Source organism: Streptomyces sp. NPDC015127, assembly GCF_043080095.1.
GTDB lineage: Bacteria > Actinomycetota > Actinomycetes > Streptomycetales > Streptomycetaceae > Streptomyces.
The window spans coordinates 385,210-403,797 of record NZ_JBIBVE010000005.1 but is presented as its reverse complement, the minus strand read 5'-3'; the positions used below and the strand labels follow the sequence as shown (position 1 = coordinate 403,797).

Below are 18,588 nucleotides of genomic sequence, written 5' to 3'. Positions count from 1 at the left end.
GCACCTCCGGGACAGGGGTGGGCGGGTCGCCCTGCCCAACTCCCCGCACCCTGCAAGGGACACGCCCTCCCGGCCCCCTCAGCCCACCAGGCCGCGCGCCAACTCCACGCCGAGGAACACCGATCCGAGGCCGACCAGCAGCGAAGCGGCCACGTTCGCGACGGCCAGGAACTTCCAGCCGCGCTCGGCCAGACGCAGCGTCTCGTAGGAGAACGTGGAGTACGTCGTGAGCGCGCCGCACAAACCCGTGCCGAGCAGCGCGTACGTTCCCGACGAGACCGACGCCCCGGCCAGGGCGCCGAGGACGAAGCTCCCGGCCGCGTTCACCGTGAACGTCCCCCACGGGAACACCGAGTCGTGCCGCGCCTGCACCGCGCGGTCCGTCAGATAGCGCAGCGGGGCGCCGACCGCCGCACCCACCACCACGAACAGCCAGTTCACCGCCGGACCACCCACCGCGTCACCGAGGCCGCGGCCCACACGGCGGCCAGCGCACCGGCGACCGTGCCGCCCGCGTACGCCAGCGCGGTGCCCGCCTCCTCGCGCTCCAGCAGCTCGGTGAAGTCGAGGGCGTACGTCGAGAAGGTCGTGAAGCCGCCCAGCACCCCCACCCCCAGGAAGGGCCGCACCAGCGGATGCGCGGACCGGCCCCCCTCGCTCACCAGGACCATCAGCACACCGATCAGGGCACAGCCCAGCACGTTCACCCAGAAGACGGCCCATGGGAACGCCCCCTCGGGAGCCGGCCACAGCAGAACCGCCCCGTACCGCGCCGCGGCGCCCACCGCGCCGCCGGCCGATATCGCGCCGAGCACCGCCCACTTGTGGGCCCCGGCCAGCTCCATGCGCTGCGCCGGGACATGCAGATCGACGTCCGGATCGATGGCCTCGTCCGCGCCCCGGGCGCCGGACGTCACCCGTACCCCAGAACGTGCAGCCGCTCGTCGTCGATCCCGAAGTGGTGGGCGATCTCGTGCACCACGGTGATCTCGGTCTCCGCGACGACGTCCTCCCGGGTCTCGCACATCCGCAGGGTCGGCCCCCGGTAGATGGTGATCCGGTCCGGCAGCACCCCCGCGTACCACTCCCCCCGGTCCGTCAGCGGAGTCCCCTCGTAGAGCCCGAGCAGCTCGGGGTCGTCCGCGGTGGGTTCGTCCTCGACGAACACGGCGACGTTGTCCATCAGCCGCGTCAGTTCGGGCGGGATCCTGTCCAGGGCCTCGGCGACCAGTTCCTCGAACTCCTCGCGCGTCATCTCCAGCACCCGCCCATTGTCACGCACGGCACCCGGGCCGCGCCGCCCTGGCATGGGCACGGGTCGCTCTGGGCATACGGGACCAATGGCCCGCGAAGCCCCGGAACCGCACCAGTCGCCCCGACCGATCCGTCCGTTCCGTACCGCGCCGCGCCCCGGCGGCCGTACGTCTTTGCAGACCACCGCACTCACGCCCGCCCCGCGGCCCTGGATCCGCGCGCTCGGGCTGACGGCCGTCGTCCTCGTCGGCGCGTGGCTCGGCCTGCTGATCGTCGGCAACGTCCGTACGCCGGTCGGCCCGATGGACACCACCATGACGCTGCGCCCCTCGGTGAGCGGCGGCACGAAGATCAACGTCTCCCCGCTCGGCGCCCTCGAACTCGACTCCCACGTCGCTCCCGTCCGCCTCGACGTCGACGTGGACCGCCTCGACCCGGTCCGCTCCCAGGCCCTGGTCGAACACCCCGAGCGGCTCTCCGGCCTCCAGGGCGAGATCGCCGCCGACGTCCGGGCCGGCACCACGGACCTCGCCGTGCGATCCGTCGTCGCCGTCGTCTCCGGCGCGACCGCGCTCGGCCTCGCCGTCTACCGCCGCCCCCGCCGCGCCCTCGCCGCCGGCGGCCTCGCGCTCGCGCTCCTCGCGGCGTCCGGCGTCTCGGCGGCGGCGACCTGGAACCCGAAGTCCGTCCTGGAGCCGAAGTTCTCCGGACTGCTGTCGTCCGCGCCCTCCGTCGTCGGCAACGCGCGCTCCATCGTGACCGAATTCGACGTGTACCAGAAGGAGTTGGCGCGCCTCGTCACCAACGTCACCAAGCTGTACGACGCGACGTCCACGCTCCCGACCTATGCGCCGGACCCGGGCACGATGCGGGTGCTCCACGTCTCCGACATCCACCTCAACCCGGCGGCCTGGCACATCATCCGCTCCCTCGTGGAGCAGTACGGCATCGACGTGATCATCGACTCCGGCGACACGATGGACCACGGGTCCGCGGCCGAGAACGGCTTCCTCGACCCCATCCGCGATCTCGGCGCGCCCTACGTGTGGGTCCGCGGCAACCACGACTCGCGGACGACGCAGGAGTACCTGTCCCGGATGAAGAACGTCCACGTCCTCGACGAAGGGCGGGCCGTGAGCGTCGCGGGACTGCGCATCGCGGGCACCGGCGACCCGCAGTACACACCGGACCGGTCGGTCGTCGCCCAGGGCGACCCGGCGGAACGCATGACCGGCATCCGCCTCGCGTCCGCCCTGCGCGACCAGGAGCGCGCCGGCACCCCGGTCGACATCGCGGTCGCCCACAACCCGGTCGCGGCCCGTGAGACCGACGGCACGGTGCCGCTGGTCCTGGCGGGGCACATCCACAAGCGCCACACCGAGATCCTTCCGCACGGCACCCGTCTCAGGATCGAGGGCTCGACCGGCGGCGGCGGGCTGCGCGCGGTGGAGGACAAGGAGCCGGAGAAGGTGCGCGCCTCGGTGCTCTACCTCGACCGGACGAGCAGGCAGCTGCAGGCGTGGGACGAGATCACGCTCGGCGGCCTCGGGCTGACCACGGCTGAGGTCAGCCGCCACGTCGCCGAGCCACGGCCGCCGGAGCCCTCTCCGAGCCCGTCCGGCAGTTCGCCGTCGCCCTCTCCGTAAACCGTTTTGGCGATAGGTCCCCGCATCCCATATGCTTCTCACGTCCCCGACGCGCTGCGAAGCGCCCAGGCGGGCCCTTAGCCCTCATCGTCTAGTGGCCCAGGACGCCGCCCTTTCAAGGCGGTAGCACGGGTTCGAATCCCGTTGGGGGCACGCATCACCGTGTGCGAGACTTGTTCTCGCACAATGCTTGGTCCTGTGGAGCAGTTTGGAGTGCTCGCCACCCTGTCAAGGTGGAGGCCGCGGGTTCAAATCCCGTCAGGACCGCTGGAGCTCGAAAGAGCTTCGTGGCTGGGTAGCTCAGTTGGTACGAGCGATCGCCTGAAAAGCGATAGGTCGCCGGTTCGACCCCGGCCCCAGCCACCACCTGAAGGCCTCGATCCCCGGATCGGGGCCTTCGTCGTTGCCCGGAGGTCGCCTCCGCGGGACCGGAGCCCCGCCCGGAGGAGCCCGCCTCGTGCCGGTCGGGTCTCCTCCGGGCGGCGGCCCCGCTACGCCTTCTCCCGCTCCCCGCGGCGCCGGCCGCGCACGCCCAGGACCAGCGCCGCCACCGCGACCACCAGCACCAGCAGCACCCAGTCCGGGACCGCGCTGCCGATGCCCGCCGCCCACTCCTCCACGGCGAACGAGTCGTCGACCGACAGCAGGCCCGGCAGGGCCGTCGTGCCGTCGAAGGCCAGGAACACCGTGCCCAGCAGCACGAAGAACAGACCCGACGCCAGCGACGTGGTGTGCAGCCGGAACCGGCCCACGCGCAGTTCGCGGCCGCGAAGCCAGCGGCGCCCGCCCAGGTCGAAGCGGTCCCAGAGCAGGGCCAGCACGAACAGCGGGACCGCCATGCCGAGGGCGTAGACCGCGAGCAGCAGGCCGCCGTAGACCGGGCTGCCGCTCAAGGCCGCCACCGTCAGCACGCTCCCGAGGATCGGGCCCGCGCAGAAGCCCGCCAGCCCGTAGACCAGGCCCAGGGCGAAGACGGACAGGGCCGTCGTCGGACGGATACGGCCGGACATCCCGGCGATGCGGCGCGAGGCGAAGCCCATCCCGAGGATCTGCGCGACACCGAGCGCGACGATCAGCCAGCCGCCGGCCGAGACCAGCAGGTCGCGGTGGCCGTAGAAGAGCCGGCCCGCGAAGGACCCGGCCGCGCCGAGCGGGACCAGGGTCGTCGCCAGGCCCGCGAAGAAGATCCCGGTGCGTGCCAGCAGCCGGCCCGTCGAGTCGATCGAGTACGCGAAGAACGCCGGCAGCAGCAGCGCGCTGCACGGGCTGATCAGGGCCAGCAGACCGCCGAGGAACGCGGCGAGATAGCCGATGCCACTCATCACGAGCCCTGCTTCGCGGTCCGCGCCGCCGCCTCGATCGCCTCGGTGAACGTCTCCATCGGCTGGGCTCCCGCGATGGGCCGGCCGTTGACCAGGAAGGACGGCGTGGACGTGGCACCCAGGCCGTAGCCCTCCTGCTGGTCCTTCGCGACCGCCTTGCGCGCGGCGTCGCTGTCCGCGTCCCGCGCGAAGCGGTCGAGGTCGCGCACGCCCGCCTCGCGGGCCAGCGCCCTGAGCCGGTCCTGGCCGAAGCCCTTCTCCTTGGCGCCTTCCGCGTACGCCGCGGCGTGGAACTGCCAGAAGCGGCCCTGCTGCCCCGCCGCCCACGCGGCTCGCGCGGCGGCCTCGGACGCCTCTCCGAAGATCGGGAAGTTGCGCCACTCGATCCGCAGGACACCGGCGTCGACGTACTTCTTCACCAGCTGCGGCTCGGTGTCACGGGCGAACTTCCCGCAGTAGCCGCACTGGAAATCGGCGTACTCGACCATCACGACGGGCGCGTCCGCGCGGCCCGCCGCGAGCGGGTCCTTCGCATCGCGCCGGGCGAGCTTCTCCAGCTCGGGATACGTACCGGCCTGCGGCTCGGCGGAGACGTCCGCGACGGACGAGGCCCGGCCGGACGGCGCGGAATCCGGCCTGGTGGCCGTGTACGAGGCGAAGCCGAGCAGCAGCGCGGCGACGAGCACGCCCGCGCCGATGGCGAGCGGCGTGCGGGAGGAGGTGGACGTGGCGGAAGACATGACGAAGCTCCTGAACGAAAGGCCTGAAGGAAAGGGATGCCGGTGAGGGGACCGGCGGGCCTATACGCGCAGGACGGAGAGATCGACCGCGGAGGGCGGCGCGTACGGCGGCGGGCCGCGCAGGGGCGAGAGGTCCAGCACGGTCTGGTCGCAGACGAGCGCGACGCCGCCGCTGCCGTGGGCCTGGGGCAGGGCCGGCAGCAGCTCGAACGCGGAGCCGCCGCGCGGCGGCACACCGGGGTGCGCCCCGCTGTCCCCGGCCCCGGTGCGATCCCCGCACCCGGGCCGCTCCACGGGCCCGGCGGCCGCCGCCTCGCCCGTATCGGATCCCGGCCCCGCGTCGGGCGCACCACCGCGCGCGAAACCCGCGCCGACCGCAACCGCGGCGCGGTCGGTCACCATGGGGACGGCCTCAGCCCGGTGCACGCCCGCCCCGCCCGCGCCTGCGGACAGCGGCGTTGCGGCCGCGGCACCGGCCGACAGGGCCGTCACACACCCCAGCAGCGTCCCGAGCAGCCCGAGCAGCAGGCTCGCGGTCACCGCGGTGCGGTGCCGGCGGTCGCGGCGTACGCGGCCGAACAGCATGGGCGCGCTTTCCCTTCGGCGCTCGGCAGGCATGAACGATTCGCTCCATACTGCACCAGCTTGCTGACGAAATGAGTTCGCCAGTGCTTTCCGGAGAGTGCGATCCTGGACTCCGTATGTCTACTTCCTTCGCCGACCTCCAGACCCTGCTGGCCGGGGCGTCCCTGCGCGACGCCCACCGGCTCGGCCGCCGTCTCGAGGGCGCCCGCCGCATCCGTAAGCCCGAGGCGCGGCAGGCCGTGCTGGACGAGATCGCCACCGAGGCCGAGAAGTCCGCGGCCCGCACCGCGCGGCGCGCCGAACGCGTGCCCGAGGTCACCTATCCCGAGCAGCTCCCGGTCAGCCAGAAGAAGGACGTGATCCTGGAGGCGATACGCGACCACCAGGTCGTGATCGTCGCGGGCGAGACCGGCTCCGGCAAGACGACCCAGATCCCCAAGATCTGCCTGGAGCTCGGCCGCGGCGTACGGGGCATGATCGGCCATACGCAGCCCCGCCGTATCGCGGCCCGTACGGTCGCCGAGCGTGTCGCGGAGGAGCTGCGGACCCCGCTCGGCGAGGCGGTGGGCTGGAAGGTCCGCTTCACCGACCAGGTGAACCAGGACTCGACGTTCGTGAAGCTGATGACGGACGGCATCCTGCTCGCCGAGATCCAGACGGACCGCGAGCTGCGCGCCTACGACACGATCATCATCGACGAGGCGCACGAGCGGTCGCTGAACATCGACTTCCTGCTCGGCTATCTCGCGCAGCTGCTGCCCAGGCGCCCGGACCTCAAGGTCGTGATCACGTCCGCGACGATCGACCCGGAGCGCTTCTCCCGCCACTTCGGCGACGCGCCGATCGTCGAGGTCAGCGGCCGGACCTACCCCGTCGAGGTCCGCTACCGCCCCCTCCTCGAAGAGGACGCCGAGGACGCCGACCGCGACCAGATCACCGCGATCACGGACGCCGTCGAGGAGCTGATGGGCGAGGGCAAGGGCGACATCCTCGTCTTCCTCTCCGGCGAGCGCGAGATCCGCGACACCGCGGACGCGCTCAACAAGAAGCAGTACAGATTCACCGAGGTGCTCCCCCTCTACGCGCGCCTGTCGCACGCCGAGCAGCACCGCGTCTTCCAGCCGCACACCGGCCGCCGGATCGTCCTGGCCACGAACGTCGCCGAGACCTCGCTGACCGTCCCCGGCATCAAGTACGTGATCGACCCGGGCACCGCCCGTATCTCGCGCTACAGCCACCGCACCAAGGTGCAGCGGCTGCCGATCGAGCCGGTCAGCCAGGCCAGCGCCAACCAGCGCAAGGGCCGCTGCGGCCGTACCTCCGACGGCATCTGCATCCGCCTCTACAGCGAGGACGACTTCCTCTCCCGCCCCGAGTTCACGGACGCGGAGATCCTGCGCACCAACCTCGCGTCCGTCATCCTCCAGATGACGGCGGCCGGGCTGGGCGACATCGAGAAGTTCCCGTTCATCGATCCGCCGGACCACCGCAACATCCGCGACGGCGTGCAGCTGCTCCAGGAGCTGGGCGCGTTCGACCCGGCCGAGAAGGACCCCCGCAAGAAGCTCACGCAGCTCGGCCGCAAGCTCTCCCAGCTCCCGGTCGACCCGCGGCTCGCCCGGATGGTCATCGAGGCCGAAAAGAACGGCTGCGTGCGCGAGGTCATGGTGATCGCGGCCGCACTGTCCATCCAGGACCCGCGCGAGCGCCCGGCCGAGAAGCAGGCACAGGCCGACCAGCAGCACGCGCGCTTCAAGGACGAGACGAGCGATTTCCTCGCCTTCCTCAACCTGTGGCGCTACATCCGCGAGCAGCAGAAGGAGCGCGGCTCCTCCAGCTTCCGCCGCATGTGCAAGCAGGAGTACCTGAACTTCCTGCGCATCCGCGAATGGCAGGACATCTACTCGCAGCTGCGCACGGTCGCCAAGCAGATGGGCATGCACCTCGAGGAGCCTTCGGCGGGCACAGCCGCCCCGGAGCAGTCCGTCCACGTGTCCCTGCTCTCCGGCCTGCTGTCGCACGTCGGCATGAAGGACGTGAAGGAGGGCGCGAAGAACGAGTACCTGGGCGCGCGGAACGCCAAGTTCGCGATCTTCCCCGGCTCGGCCCTCTTCAAGAAGCCGCCGCGGTTCGTCATGTCCGCCGAGCTGGTGGAGACCTCGCGCCTGTGGGCCCGTGTCAACGCGAAGATCGAGCCGGAGTGGATCGAGCCGCTCGCCGGGCATTTGCTGAAGCGTACGTACAGCGAGCCGCACTGGGAGAAGGACGCCGCGGCCGTCATGGCGTACGAGAAGGTGACGCTCTACGGCGTGCCGATCGTCGCCCAGCGCAAGGTGAACTACGGGCGCATCGATCCGGAGACCTCGCGCGACCTGTTCATCCGCAACGCTCTCGTCGAGGGCGACTGGCGCACGCACCACAAGTTCTTCGCGGACAACCGCAAACTCCTGACCGAGGTCGAGGAGCTGGAGCACCGGGCCCGCCGACGCGACATCCTCGTGGACGACGAGACCCTCTTCGACTTCTACGACCAGCGGGTGCCCGAACACGTCGTGTCCGGTGCGCACTTCGACTCCTGGTGGAAGCACAAGCGCCGTGAGCAGCCCGACCTGCTCGACTTCGAGCGCGAGATGCTCATCAACGAGAAGGCCGGCGCGGTCACCAAGGACGACTACCCGGACGCGTGGCGGCAGGGCCGGCTGAAGTTCCGGGTGACGTACCAGTTCGAGCCGGGCGCGGACGCCGACGGCGTCACCGTGCACATCCCGCTCCAGGTGCTGAACCAGGTCACCGACGAGGGCTTCGACTGGCAGATCCCCGGCCTGCGCGAGGAGGTCGTCACCGAGCTGATCCGCTCCCTCCCGAAGCCGGTCCGCCGCCACTACGTGCCGGCGCCGAACTACGCGAAGGCGTTCCTGGAGAGGGCCGTGTCCCCTGGCCTTCGGCATGGGGAACCCCAGCAGGAACCGCTGCCCGTCACCCTGGCCCGCGAGCTCCAGCGGATGGTCGGCGTCCCGGTCTCGGCCGACGACTTCGACCTCTCCCGGGTCCCCGACCACCTCAAGATCACCTTCCGTATCGTCGACGAGCGGCGCCGGAAGCTGGCCGAGGACAAGGATCTGGAGGCGCTGAAGCTCCAGCTGCGGCCCAAGGCCCGCCAGGCCCTGTCCAAGGCCGCCGCCTCGTCCGGCCCCTCGGGCGCGTCCCTGGAGCGCACGGGCCTGACGGACTGGACGATCGGCACGCTGCCCAAGGTGTTCGAAACGCGCCGGGCCGGCCAGCCGGTCAAGGCGTACCCGGCGCTCGTCGAGGCAGAGGGGCCCGCGGCAAACACGGTCTCCGTACGGCTCTTCGACACCGAGGCCGAGCAGGCGCAGGCGATGTGGCGGGGCACGCGTCGGCTGATCATGCTCAACATCCCGGTGAGTCCGGCGAAGTTCGCCTCCGACCGGCTGACGAACCAGCAGAAGCTGGCGCTGTCCCGTAATCCGCACGGATCGGTCCAGGCGCTGTTCGAGGACTGCGCCATGGCGGCGGCGGACCGGCTCATCGCCGACCACGGCGGACCTGCCTGGGACGAGGAATCGTTCCGGAAGCTGTTCGACAGGGTCCGGGCCGACCTCGTTGACCTGACCGTCCGCACGATCGACCAGGTGCAGCAGATCCTGGCGGCCTGGCAGGCCTGTGAGCGCCGCCTGAAGGCCACGAACAGCCTGACCCTGATCAACAACGTGCAGGACGTCCGTGAGCAGCTGGCGGCCCTCGTGCCGGCCGGCTTCGTGACGCGTACGGGTCTGCGCCGGCTGCCCGACCTGATGCGCTACCTGGTCGCCGCGGACCGCCGCCTGCAGCAGATGCCGACGGCCGTCCAGCGCGACACCACGCGTATGGAGAAGGTCCACGAGATGCAGGACGAGTACGCCTGGCTGCTGGAGCAGCTGCCCCAGGGCCGGCCGGTGCCCCAGGAGGTCCGGGACATCCGCTGGATGATCGAGGAGCTGCGGGTGAGCTATTTCGCGCACGCGCTGGGCACGGCGTACCCGGTCTCGGACAAGCGGATCGTGAAGGCGATCGACGCCGCCGCGCCGTGACGGTCCGGTCGCCCTGAGTGAGTTCGACCTGACCAGCCGACCTGCTGTACAGTCTCTCTCGCGGCCAAGGAGTGTTCGGCCGCGAGACCTGGTCCTGTGGAGCAGTTTGGAGTGCTCGCCACCCTGTCAAGGTGGAGGCCGCGGGTTCAAATCCCGTCAGGACCGCGCGTATTGACCGAAGGCCCGCATCACATCGATGCGGGCCTTCGTCGTGTGTGCGCGCACGGGCCGTCTTGACGGCGTCTTCCGCCACCGGTACCCAGGGTCCAGGGGGTGGCGTACATGGCGGCATCGGCGGCGAGGCGGCACGAGACCCGCGCGCTGCTGCGCGCCCACCTGGCGGCCGCCACGGGCTACCGCCACCTCACGAGGAGCTGCCCCGTCTGCCATCGGCTCCTGCGCCTCGCCATGGAGCGCCCCGAGCCCGAGCCGGCCGCACCCGACGCCTCCCCGGAACCCACCGAGGAGTGACAACGCCCAGCCCAGTGAGCCTCTTTCGGTGATCGGCCGCGTTTTGGCAAGAGTGGCGCAGTGTGACGGGTGTCACCGAACGGATTTCCTGAACCCTTGAACTTAACCCCTCCATACAAGGGGCCCATTTAATATGTGCCATTGCACTATGTCCCCACGGGCCCCAGAGATCGACACCGATGTCATGCGCCACCCCGGCAACAGCCGGCGCGAGCGCACAAAAAGATCGCGCTGGACCCGGCGGAGTCCAGCGCGATCGAAGACGAAGGCCTGTTGGGGCAGACGCACGTCTGTGGAGCCAGTGGTGGGCTCATCCAGGGTGGGGGCCCCGGAAATGCCCGGTCAAACGGGGTGTTCAGGCCTCGCTGCGCTGCTGCGGAATACCCGCAAGCAGTGCGCGGACCTCTGCCTCGCGATAACGGCGATGTCCACCGAGCGTGCGGATGGACGTGAGCTTGCCCGCCTTAGCCCAGCGGGTGACCGTCTTCGGGTCCACGCGGAACATCGTGGCAACCTCAGCCGGGGTCAGCAGCGGCTCGGCATCAGGGGTGCGAGCGGTCATGAGCGGCCTCCTCGGGAGAACCGAACCATCTCGGTTCTTTCCTCTAAATTCTGCACCTTGACCCGCGTTGCCCGAAATGGCGGACGCGGGCCGAGTCGGTTATAGGACGAACGGCTTGTCCTCGGCACTACAACTACACCATCTGTCCAGCCACGTCGGCCAAACCGATGGAATTGCCCTCTCAGGTGTCCATCAGCGGCGGAAGGCCGATGGACCATGCCATAACGGACAGTCACGTCACAGTGACGATCAGTCACAGAGCGATCAGGAGTCCTCAGACCCCCCATAGCGTGCAATGCTGAGTAATCCGCCCTCACTTGGACGGAAGGAACCCTCCCCGGACTCCTTGTCCTATTTTGACACGAGGGAAGGCGATAGACGCAAGGGAGCGGTTAGTGTAATCCGTCACGCTTGGGGCAATCGCCCGGATCGGGACCTACGTCCCCTCTCGGCGGCGGACCTCTCCGCACCCCTTCGTCAGTTCGCGAATTGACGATCCCTCACAGCCCTCCAACGCTCCGTCAGACGCCCGTACGCCTCCGCCGCGCCCTCGCCGTCCCCGGCCCGCAGCGCAGCGATCCCCTCCGCCGCGTCCGCCGCCGACCGGTCCTCCGCCAGCTGCTCACCGGGCAGCGCGTGCACGAGGCCGCCGTAATCCAGCTCGACCAGCGAGCGCGGGTGGAACTCCTCCAGCCACCGCCCCACGTCCACCAGGCTCTCGGTCAGCGGCCCCTCGTCGATCGCCTCCCGCAGCGTCCGCAGCCCCCGGGCCAGCCGCCGGCGGGCCTGGACCATCGGCGTCCGGTAGCGCAGCGAGGGGGGCGTCGCCGTGTACTCGCGCTCCTCGTCGGCGAAGAGCACGAACCACCCCACGGGCACGCCCCACACGGCCGTCCTGATCCACGGGCGGGCGTCCGGGTTCCGCTCGCGCCACTGCTCGAAGTCGGCAGCGGCCTGTCCCCGGACGACCGGCGGCAGCACCGCGTCCAGCAGCGCCGCGGGCAGCTGGGCCGACAGCTCCTCCAGCGCCAGCCAGCCGCGCAGCCGGGTGCGCCACGGGCAGACGCACACCACGCCGTCGACATCGGTCACGAAGGCGTCCGCGCTCTCGTGGACAGGGACCGCGACGGGCGGGGTCGGCAGCAAATCCGCCAGGGACCGGCGCAGTTCGTCCTGCGCGGTCGGGGTGTCCTCCCTGCGGGCGTAACGCGCCCAGTGGCCGCGCTCGGGCTCGGGGAAGGCCGCCAGCGGCTCGTAGACCCGCAGATAGGCCGCGTACGGGACAAGGACCGAGGACAGCGCTGGCATGCCGCAGATCCTTCCACGGCGGTACTCCGCCGGAGGGTGATCCTCGGCACTGGGTCGGATCTACGCTGGCGTAGGACTTACTCTCTTGCCCAACCGGACCTTCCCCACCCGCAGGAAGGCCCGCATCCGCCGCTTCTACTTGGGAGTCACCACCGTGACCGATGTAACCGGCGCGCCGGTCGATGTACTGCACACTCTGTTCCGATCGGAGCAGGGAGGACACGAGCAGGTCGTGCTGTGCCAGGACCGCGCCTCCGGCCTGAAGGCCGTGATCGCCATCCACTCCACCGCCCTGGGCCCGGCTCTCGGCGGCACCCGCTTCTACCCGTACGCCTCCGACGAGGACGCCGTCGCGGACGCGCTGAACCTCTCCCGGGGCATGTCGTACAAGAACGCCATGGCCGGCCTCGACCACGGCGGCGGCAAGGCCGTGATCATCGGTGACCCCGAGCTGATCAAGTCCGAGGAGCTGCTGCTGGCCTACGGCCGGTTCGTGGACTCGCTCGGCGGCCGTTACGTGACCGCCTGCGACGTCGGCACCTACGTGGCCGACATGGACGTCGTCGCGCGCGAGAGCCGCTGGGTCACCGGCCGCTCCCTCGAGAACGGCGGCGCGGGCGACTCGTCCGTGCTCACCGCCTACGGCGTCTTCCAGGGCATGCGCGCCTCGGCCCAGCACCTGTGGGGCGACCCGACGCTGCGCGGCCGCAAGGTCGGTGTCGCCGGCGTCGGCAAGGTCGGCCACCACCTGGTCGAGCACCTGCTCTCCGACGGGGCCGAGGTCGTGATCACCGATGTGCGGGAGGAGTCCGTGCGCCGCATCCTCGACAAGCACCCGGGCGTCACGGCGGTCGCCGACACCGACGCCCTGATCCGCACCGAGGGTCTCGACGTCTACGCGCCCTGCGCGCTCGGCGGCGCCCTGAACGACGCGAGCGTCCCGGTGCTGACCGCGAAGATCGTCTGCGGCGCGGCCAACAACCAGCTCGCGCACCCTGGCGTCGAGAAGGACCTCGCCGACCGCGGGATCCTCTACGCCCCCGACTACGTGGTGAACGCCGGCGGCGTCATCCAGGTTGCCGACGAGCTGCACGGCTTCGACTTCGACCGGTGCAGGGCGAAGGCGTCGAAGATCTTCGACACCACGCTGGCGATCTTCGCACGTGCGAAGGAAGACGGCATTCCGCCGGCCGCGGCGGCCGACCGGATCGCCGAGCAGCGCATGGCCGACGCCCGCCGCCGCTGACCCGGGAACCCGCCCGGCCCGCCTGTCCGGCGAGACAAGACTCACCCCGGTCGGCGGGTCGGGCACCAGGAAGAGGTTAAAATCGCAGTTGACCAGCGAGGACAGGGCGCCTCGCGGGTCGTGTGAAGCGGCACCTCATGCGGGCGGCGTACCGTATGGCCGCGGAAGCAGGTACCGTTGAAGCCCTACGGACCGAGCTCTTCACGGAGAGCCCGTTCCGACTCATGAACGCGTGTCAAGACTCTGGGGCCGTCGAGCCCCGTCACCGAGGGGGTCGAGCCATGGGGCGCGGCCGGGCCAAGGCCAAGCAGACAAAGGTCGCCCGCCAGCTGAAGTACAACAGCGGCGGGACTGACCTGTCGCGTCTGGCCAACGAGCTGGGCGCATCGACTTCGAGTCCGATTTCGAGCCAGCCGCCGAACGGCGAGCCGTTCGAGGACGACGACGAGGAAGACGACCCGTACGCACGGTACGCGGACATGTACAACGACGATGAGGACGAGGACGACGAGTCCGGTCCTTCGTCGCAGCGCCGCGGCGCTTGACGCTGTACTCACCGACCCGGTCCGGGGCCTGCCCCGGACCGGGTTCTGTGCTGTTCAGCTTGCGTAGTCGCCGGTCAGCTCGGCACCCGTGCCGCGGTCGCCTCGCTCGATGATCTCGCCCGCGACCCAGGCGTCCACACCACGGTCGGCCAGCGTCGTCAGCGCGACGTCGACGGACTCGGCGGGGACGACGGCCATCATGCCGACGCCCATGTTCAGCGTCTTCTCCAGCTCCAGCCGCTCGACCCGGCCGGCCGTGCCGACGAGATCGAACACGGCACCCGGCGCCCAGGTGGAGCGGTCGATCGTCGCGTGCAGATCGTCCGGGACGACCCGGGCCAGATTGTTCGCCAGCCCGCCGCCGGTGATGTGGCTGAACGCGTGCACGTCGGTGGTCCGGGTGAGCGCCAGGCAGTCCAGCGAGTAGATCTTGGTGGGCTCCAGCAGCTCCTCGCCGAGCGTGCGGCCGAGCTCCTCGACCTCCTGCTCCAGCGTCATCTTCGCCCGGTCGAACAGCACGTGCCGCACCAGCGAGTACCCGTTGGAGTGAAGCCCCGACGACGCCATCGCGATGACGACGTCACCCGTACGGATGCGATCCGCCCCCAGCAGCCGGTCCGCCTCCACCACACCGGTGCCCGCACCGGCGACGTCGAAGTCGTCCGGACCCAGCAGACCCGGGTGCTCGGCGGTCTCGCCGCCGACCAGCGCCGTGCCGGCGAGGACACAGCCCTCGGCGATGCCCTTGACGATCCCGGCCACCCGCTCCGGGTGGACCTTGCCGACACAGATGTAGTCGGTCATGAACAGCGGCTCGGCGCCGCAGACGACGATGTCGTCCATGACCATCGCGACCAGGTCGTGGCCGATGGTGTCGTACACACCCATCCGGCGGGCGATGTCGACCTTCGTACCGACGCCGTCGGTCGCGGAGGCGAGCAGCGGGCGCTCGTAGCGCTTGAGGGCGGAGGCGTCGAAGAGGCCGGCGAAGCCGCCGAGGCCGCCAAGGCCCGCGACTTCAGCGCGCTGCGTCTTCTTCACCCACTGCTTCATCAGCTCGACAGCGCGGTCACCCGCATCGATGTCGACGCCCGCAGCCGCGTAGCTGGCACCGGTGCCCGCCTGCGGAGCAGGCTCAAACGACTCAGAAGTCATGAGGTCGAGAGCTTTCGTGTCGTACTGCAGGGATCACGGGCGACGGAGCGCGTCGGCGGCGTCGGCGCCGCCCGCAAGCTCGGTCTCCAGAAGCTGCTTGCCGAGCAGCTCGGGGTCGGGCAGCTCCATCGGGTACTCGCCGTCGAAGCAGGCGCGGCACAGGTTCGGCTTGGCGATGGTGGTCGCCTCGATCATGCCGTCGATGGAGATGTACGCGAGGGAGTCGGCGCCCAGGGACTTGCCGATCTCGTCGATCGACATGCCGTTGGCGATGAGCTCGGCGCGTGTCGCGAAGTCGATGCCGAAGAAGCAGGGCCACTTCACCGGCGGGGACGAGATCCGGATGTGGACCTCGGCGGCACCGGCCTCGCGGAGCATCTTGACCAGGGCCCGCTGGGTGTTGCCGCGGACGATCGAGTCGTCCACGACGACCAGCCGCTTGCCGCGGATGACTTCCTTCAGCGGGTTCAGCTTCAGGCGGATGCCCAGCTGGCGGATGGTCTGCGAGGGCTGGATGAAGGTGCGGCCGACGTAGGCGTTCTTCACCAGGCCGGAGCCGTACGGGATGCCGCTGGCCTCGGCGTAGCCGATCGCGGCGGGCGTACCGGACTCCGGCGTCGCTATGACGAGGTCGGCGTCGACCGGGGCTTCCTTGGCCAGTTTCCGGCCCATCTCGACCCGGGAGAGGTAGACGTTCCGGCCGGCGATGTCGGTGTCGGGACGCGCCAGGTAGACGTACTCGAAGACACAGCCCTTGGGCTTCGCTTCTGCGAAGCGAGAGGTACGGATGCCGTTCTCGTCGATGGCGATGAGCTCGCCGGGCTCGATCTCGCGGACGAAGCTCGCGCCGCAGATGTCGAGAGCGGCGCTCTCGGAGGCGACGACCCAGCCGCGGTCGAGACGGCCGAGGACCAGCGGGCGGATGCCCTGCGGGTCACGGGCCGCGTAGAGGGTGTGCTCGTCCATGAAGACGAGCGAGAAGGCGCCCCGGACGTCGGGGAGGACCTTGGCGGCCGCTTCCTCGATCGTCAGCGGCTTGCCGTCGTCGTCCACCTGTCCGGCGAGCAGAGCGGTGACCAGATCGGTGTCGTTGGTCGCGGCGACCTGGGTGGCGCGGCCGTTCTCCTTGGGGAGCTCGGCGACCATCTCGGCCAGCTGCGCCGTGTTGACCAGGTTTCCGTTGTGGCCGAGCGCGATCGAGCCGTGGGCCGTGGCCCGGAAGGTCGGCTGCGCGTTCTCCCACACGGAGGCGCCCGTGGTCGAGTAGCGGGCGTGACCGACCGCGATGTGACCGGTCAGGGAGCCGAGAGAGGTCTCGTCGAAGACCTGGGACACGAGGCCCATGTCCTTGAAGACGAGGATCTGAGAGCCGTTGCTGACCGCGATTCCCGCGGATTCCTGGCCTCGATGTTGGAGGGCGTAGAGCCCGAAGTAAGTGAGCTTCGCGACCTCTTCACCCGGAGCCCAGACACCGAAGACGCCGCAAGCGTCCTGGGGGCCCTTCTCGCCGGGGAGCAGGTCGTGGTTGAGTCGTCCGTCACCACGTGGCACGCCACCGAGTGTAGGCGAGATCGACCACTGGTCCGAATTGGGGATGCCTCGCAACCGGGTCTCGGGGGCCCGTCGGGCGGCCGCCGCGTCGTGCCGGGGACCCGAATCACCGGTGCCCGTACGGCAGCGGGAGCGACCGCCGGAGATCGACAAGGTGTCCATGGCAGCGTCCGCATGCCGGGACGATCGGTCACACACCTGGCCGGGCCCGGGCGAGCTCGTGTGCCGAGCGGCCGCCGGGTGACGGTGCGGTCACCCTCGTGGGGCGCCGCCGCGTCGACCCGGCCGGGGTCGCGGGCGCCGTCTGCGGCCGCGTGCGCTAGTTCACATCCGGGTTCCGTCGACAGGGGGCGCATTCCCGGACATTCCGGGCACCTGGCGGCCCTCTTCCGCGTCCTGGCCTGCGCTCACTCTCGCCCGGTTACAACGGTTGTGTCCCGGTCGGCCATCTCCCGGTCAGCGCATGTCCGCGAAGGCCGCCAGCCCCTTGCCGTTCGACGCGGTGAGGGTCAGGGCGCGGTGTTTCACCTCGTACTTCACCGTCCCCTGCTCCAGCACCTTGACCATCTCGCGCTCCAGATCCATCTCAGGGCCGGGGCACAGCTTCCGGGTGGAGGCGAGGCGGCCGAAGGTGATCGAGTCGCCGGAGACCTTCGCGGTGCTGGAGAAGCGGTTGCAGCCGAGGCTGCCGCCGACGGTCCCGTCCTTGGCGATGGTCAGATGCGCCTTGCCCTCGCTGCCCGCGGGCAGCGAGGTGGCGGTCCCGCCGGACACCAGGGAATCCACGGTCCACCGGGTGCCGACCAGCGGGGCGGGCCGCTCGGCGTTCAGCGCGATCGCGTCGCCCTTTTCGCTGGTGAGGGTGAGCCTGCCGTCGGTCAGCTTCGCCTTGAGCTTGCCGGAGAAGGCGGCGCGCAGCGTGTCCTCGAAGCCCTGGATCTTCTTGTCGCAGGCCATCTCGGTCATCTCGCCGGGGCCGACCGTAATGGTGTCGCCCTCGACCGTGATGTCGGCGCCGAAGTGGTTGCAGCCGTAGTTGCCCTGCGCCCGGCCCTTGTCGGTGATCTCGACGTACGCGTCGGACGGGGAGGCGGTCTTGGTGCCGTCGACGCTGACGCTCTCCACCGTCCAGCGCACGCCGGTCAGAGGAACGTCCGGTGTCACGGAGTCGCCGGACCCGCCTCCCTGCTCCGTACCGCAGGCGGACAGGGCCAGGAGGGCCAGGGCGGTGACAGGAATGCTCAGCTGGTAGCGCATATCCCTGGGACGGGACGGCCCCGCAGGCGGTTCCCCCCAGGTCGCGGCTCAGCCGAGGATCGGCAGCAGCGGGCCCAGGTCCGCGCGCTCCCCTCCGGCGCTGACCTTCCCGGCTTCCAGCGCCTCCCGCCAGCCCGTACGGCCGGTGGCGAGCCGGATCCAGGTCAGCGGATCGGTCTCGACGACATTGGGCGGCGTGCCCCGCGTGTGCCGGGGCCCCTCCACGCACTGGACGACGGCGAACGGCGGAATCCGCACCTCCGTCGACGCCCCGGGCGCCTTGACCGCGAGCGCGTCGGCGAGCAGCCGGGTGCAGGCGGCGAGCGCCTGCCGGTCGTACGGGATGTCCTCGCCGGTCGCGGCCGCCAGGTCGTCGGTGTGGACGACCAGCTCGACGGTGCGGGTGACGAGGAAGTCCCCGAGCCGCATGGCCCCGAACCGCGTCGGCACCAGCCGCTCGTCCGGCACCAGCGGCAGCAGCTCTCCGACGCGCTCGGCCGTGCGCGCGAACAGCTCGTCGAGTCCGGCGCTCGCGGCGAACTCCCGCGTGTCCTCGTCGACCTGCCCGGCGGCCGTGACGGTCGCGAAGGGCCAGTCGAGCAGCGCGACCTCCTGCCGGGCCGGCTCGGGCAGGGCGAGATACCGGGGGACGGCCGCGACCGCCATGGCGAGGTGCGCGGCCAGCTCGCGCACGGTCCACTCCCCGAGCCGCGTCGGCAGGGCGAGCTGCTCCTGCGTCAGGCCGCCCACGGCGGCGCGCACCAGCTCGAACTGCGCGAGCACGGCGGCACGGGTCCTGGCGGGGTCGTAGACGCGAAGACGCTTCCTGGCGGGCGGCATGACGCCGACCCTACG

Annotated in this window: 17 protein-coding genes and 4 tRNA genes; 9 read left to right on the top strand and 12 right to left on the bottom strand. The window is 70.6% G+C overall.

Going from position 1 to position 18,588, the window contains the following annotated elements; genetic code table 11:
* Positions 1 to 78: 78 nt before the first annotated feature.
* The 3 genes from ACF08N_RS13110 to ACF08N_RS13100 all read right to left on the bottom strand — a co-directional run bounded on the left by ACF08N_RS13110 (position 79) and on the right by ACF08N_RS13100 (position 1,264).
* Positions 79 to 441, bottom strand: coding sequence for a fluoride efflux transporter FluC (locus ACF08N_RS13110; protein WP_392324649.1), 363 nt, complete (start codon positions 439 to 441; stop codon positions 79 to 81).
* Positions 438 to 845 carry a CrcB family protein gene (locus ACF08N_RS13105; protein WP_392324696.1) on the bottom strand — a complete coding sequence of 136 codons (408 nt, stop codon included), beginning with the start codon at positions 843 to 845 and terminating at the stop codon, positions 438 to 440. Before ACF08N_RS13105 ends, ACF08N_RS13110 begins: the two co-directional genes overlap by 4 nt.
* Before the next feature lie 68 nt (positions 846 to 913).
* Positions 914 to 1,264: a metallopeptidase family protein gene (locus ACF08N_RS13100; RefSeq protein WP_392324648.1), complete on the bottom strand. Its 351-nt coding sequence runs from the start codon at positions 1,262 to 1,264 to the stop codon at positions 914 to 916.
* A gap of 76 nt (positions 1,265 to 1,340) precedes the next feature.
* Between ACF08N_RS13100 and ACF08N_RS13095 the strand changes: the two genes are divergently transcribed.
* From ACF08N_RS13095 to ACF08N_RS13080, 4 genes are all read left to right on the top strand, one after another.
* Positions 1,341 to 2,900, top strand: coding sequence for a metallophosphoesterase (locus ACF08N_RS13095; RefSeq protein ID WP_392324647.1), 1,560 nt, complete (start codon positions 1,341 to 1,343; stop codon positions 2,898 to 2,900).
* A gap of 80 nt (positions 2,901 to 2,980) precedes the next feature.
* A tRNA-Glu gene (locus tag ACF08N_RS13090) sits at positions 2,981 to 3,053 on the top strand.
* A gap of 39 nt (positions 3,054 to 3,092) precedes the next feature.
* Positions 3,093 to 3,167 (top strand) — tRNA-Asp (locus tag ACF08N_RS13085).
* A 22-nt stretch (positions 3,168 to 3,189) separates the two neighbouring features.
* Positions 3,190 to 3,266 (top strand) — tRNA-Phe (locus tag ACF08N_RS13080).
* A 125-nt stretch (positions 3,267 to 3,391) separates the two neighbouring features.
* Here ACF08N_RS13080 and ACF08N_RS13075 read toward each other — a convergent pair.
* From ACF08N_RS13075 to ACF08N_RS13065, 3 genes are read right to left on the bottom strand one after another with little or no spacing between them, the layout of a single operon-like run.
* Positions 3,392 to 4,222 carry a cytochrome c biogenesis CcdA family protein gene (locus tag ACF08N_RS13075; RefSeq protein ID WP_392324646.1) on the bottom strand — a complete coding sequence of 277 codons (831 nt, stop codon included), beginning with the start codon at positions 4,220 to 4,222 and terminating at the stop codon, positions 3,392 to 3,394.
* The gene (locus tag ACF08N_RS13070; RefSeq protein ID WP_392324645.1) at positions 4,222 to 4,962 is read right to left on the bottom strand and encodes a DsbA family protein; all 741 of its coding nucleotides are present in this window, start codon (positions 4,960 to 4,962) and stop codon (positions 4,222 to 4,224) included. Before ACF08N_RS13070 ends, ACF08N_RS13075 begins: the two co-directional genes overlap by 1 nt.
* Positions 4,963 to 5,022: 60 nt before the next feature.
* Positions 5,023 to 5,547: a hypothetical protein gene (locus tag ACF08N_RS13065; protein WP_392324644.1), complete on the bottom strand. Its 525-nt coding sequence runs from the start codon at positions 5,545 to 5,547 to the stop codon at positions 5,023 to 5,025.
* A gap of 116 nt (positions 5,548 to 5,663) precedes the next feature.
* On the opposite strand from ACF08N_RS13065, the gene hrpA reads away from it, so the two are divergent.
* From hrpA to ACF08N_RS13050, 3 genes are all read left to right on the top strand, one after another.
* The gene (hrpA, locus tag ACF08N_RS13060) at positions 5,664 to 9,638 is read left to right on the top strand and encodes an ATP-dependent RNA helicase HrpA (protein ID WP_392324643.1); all 3,975 of its coding nucleotides are present in this window, start codon (positions 5,664 to 5,666) and stop codon (positions 9,636 to 9,638) included.
* A gap of 90 nt (positions 9,639 to 9,728) precedes the next feature.
* A tRNA-Asp gene (locus tag ACF08N_RS13055) sits at positions 9,729 to 9,803 on the top strand.
* A 117-nt stretch (positions 9,804 to 9,920) separates the two neighbouring features.
* Positions 9,921 to 10,109 (top strand): DUF6274 family protein, encoded by a 189-nt coding sequence (locus tag ACF08N_RS13050; RefSeq protein ID WP_392324642.1) that lies wholly within the window; start codon positions 9,921 to 9,923, stop codon positions 10,107 to 10,109.
* 355 nt (positions 10,110 to 10,464) lie between these two features.
* Here ACF08N_RS13050 and bldC read toward each other — a convergent pair whose 3' ends face one another.
* The gene (bldC, locus tag ACF08N_RS13045; protein WP_003949541.1) at positions 10,465 to 10,671 is read right to left on the bottom strand and encodes a developmental transcriptional regulator BldC; all 207 of its coding nucleotides are present in this window, start codon (positions 10,669 to 10,671) and stop codon (positions 10,465 to 10,467) included.
* A 477-nt stretch (positions 10,672 to 11,148) separates the two neighbouring features.
* Positions 11,149 to 11,979 carry a hypothetical protein gene (locus ACF08N_RS13040; RefSeq protein ID WP_392324641.1) on the bottom strand — a complete coding sequence of 277 codons (831 nt, stop codon included), beginning with the start codon at positions 11,977 to 11,979 and terminating at the stop codon, positions 11,149 to 11,151.
* Between the two features lie 154 nt (positions 11,980 to 12,133).
* On the opposite strand from ACF08N_RS13040, the gene ACF08N_RS13035 reads away from it, so the two are divergent.
* Positions 12,134 to 13,225, top strand: coding sequence for a Leu/Phe/Val dehydrogenase (locus ACF08N_RS13035; protein WP_392324695.1), 1,092 nt, complete (start codon positions 12,134 to 12,136; stop codon positions 13,223 to 13,225).
* A 281-nt stretch (positions 13,226 to 13,506) separates the two neighbouring features.
* On the top strand, positions 13,507 to 13,770 hold the full coding sequence (locus tag ACF08N_RS13030; protein WP_177153145.1) for a DUF3073 domain-containing protein: 264 nt from the start codon (positions 13,507 to 13,509) through the stop codon (positions 13,768 to 13,770).
* A 54-nt stretch (positions 13,771 to 13,824) separates the two neighbouring features.
* On the opposite strand, the gene purM is transcribed toward ACF08N_RS13030, so the two are convergent.
* The 4 genes from purM to ACF08N_RS13010 form a co-directional block, all read right to left on the bottom strand.
* Positions 13,825 to 14,925: a phosphoribosylformylglycinamidine cyclo-ligase gene (purM, locus tag ACF08N_RS13025; RefSeq protein ID WP_392324640.1), complete on the bottom strand. Its 1,101-nt coding sequence runs from the start codon at positions 14,923 to 14,925 to the stop codon at positions 13,825 to 13,827.
* 33 nt (positions 14,926 to 14,958) lie between these two features.
* Positions 14,959 to 16,476 (bottom strand): amidophosphoribosyltransferase, encoded by a 1,518-nt coding sequence (purF, locus tag ACF08N_RS13020; protein WP_392324639.1) that lies wholly within the window; start codon positions 16,474 to 16,476, stop codon positions 14,959 to 14,961.
* Positions 16,477 to 16,932: 456 nt separating this feature from the next.
* Positions 16,933 to 17,733 (bottom strand): META domain-containing protein, encoded by an 801-nt coding sequence (locus ACF08N_RS13015; protein ID WP_392324638.1) that lies wholly within the window; start codon positions 17,731 to 17,733, stop codon positions 16,933 to 16,935.
* 48 nt (positions 17,734 to 17,781) lie between these two features.
* Positions 17,782 to 18,573, bottom strand: a complete 792-nt coding sequence (locus ACF08N_RS13010) for a sterol carrier family protein (protein WP_392324637.1) — start codon at positions 18,571 to 18,573, stop codon at positions 17,782 to 17,784.
* Positions 18,574 to 18,588 lie beyond the last annotated feature (15 nt).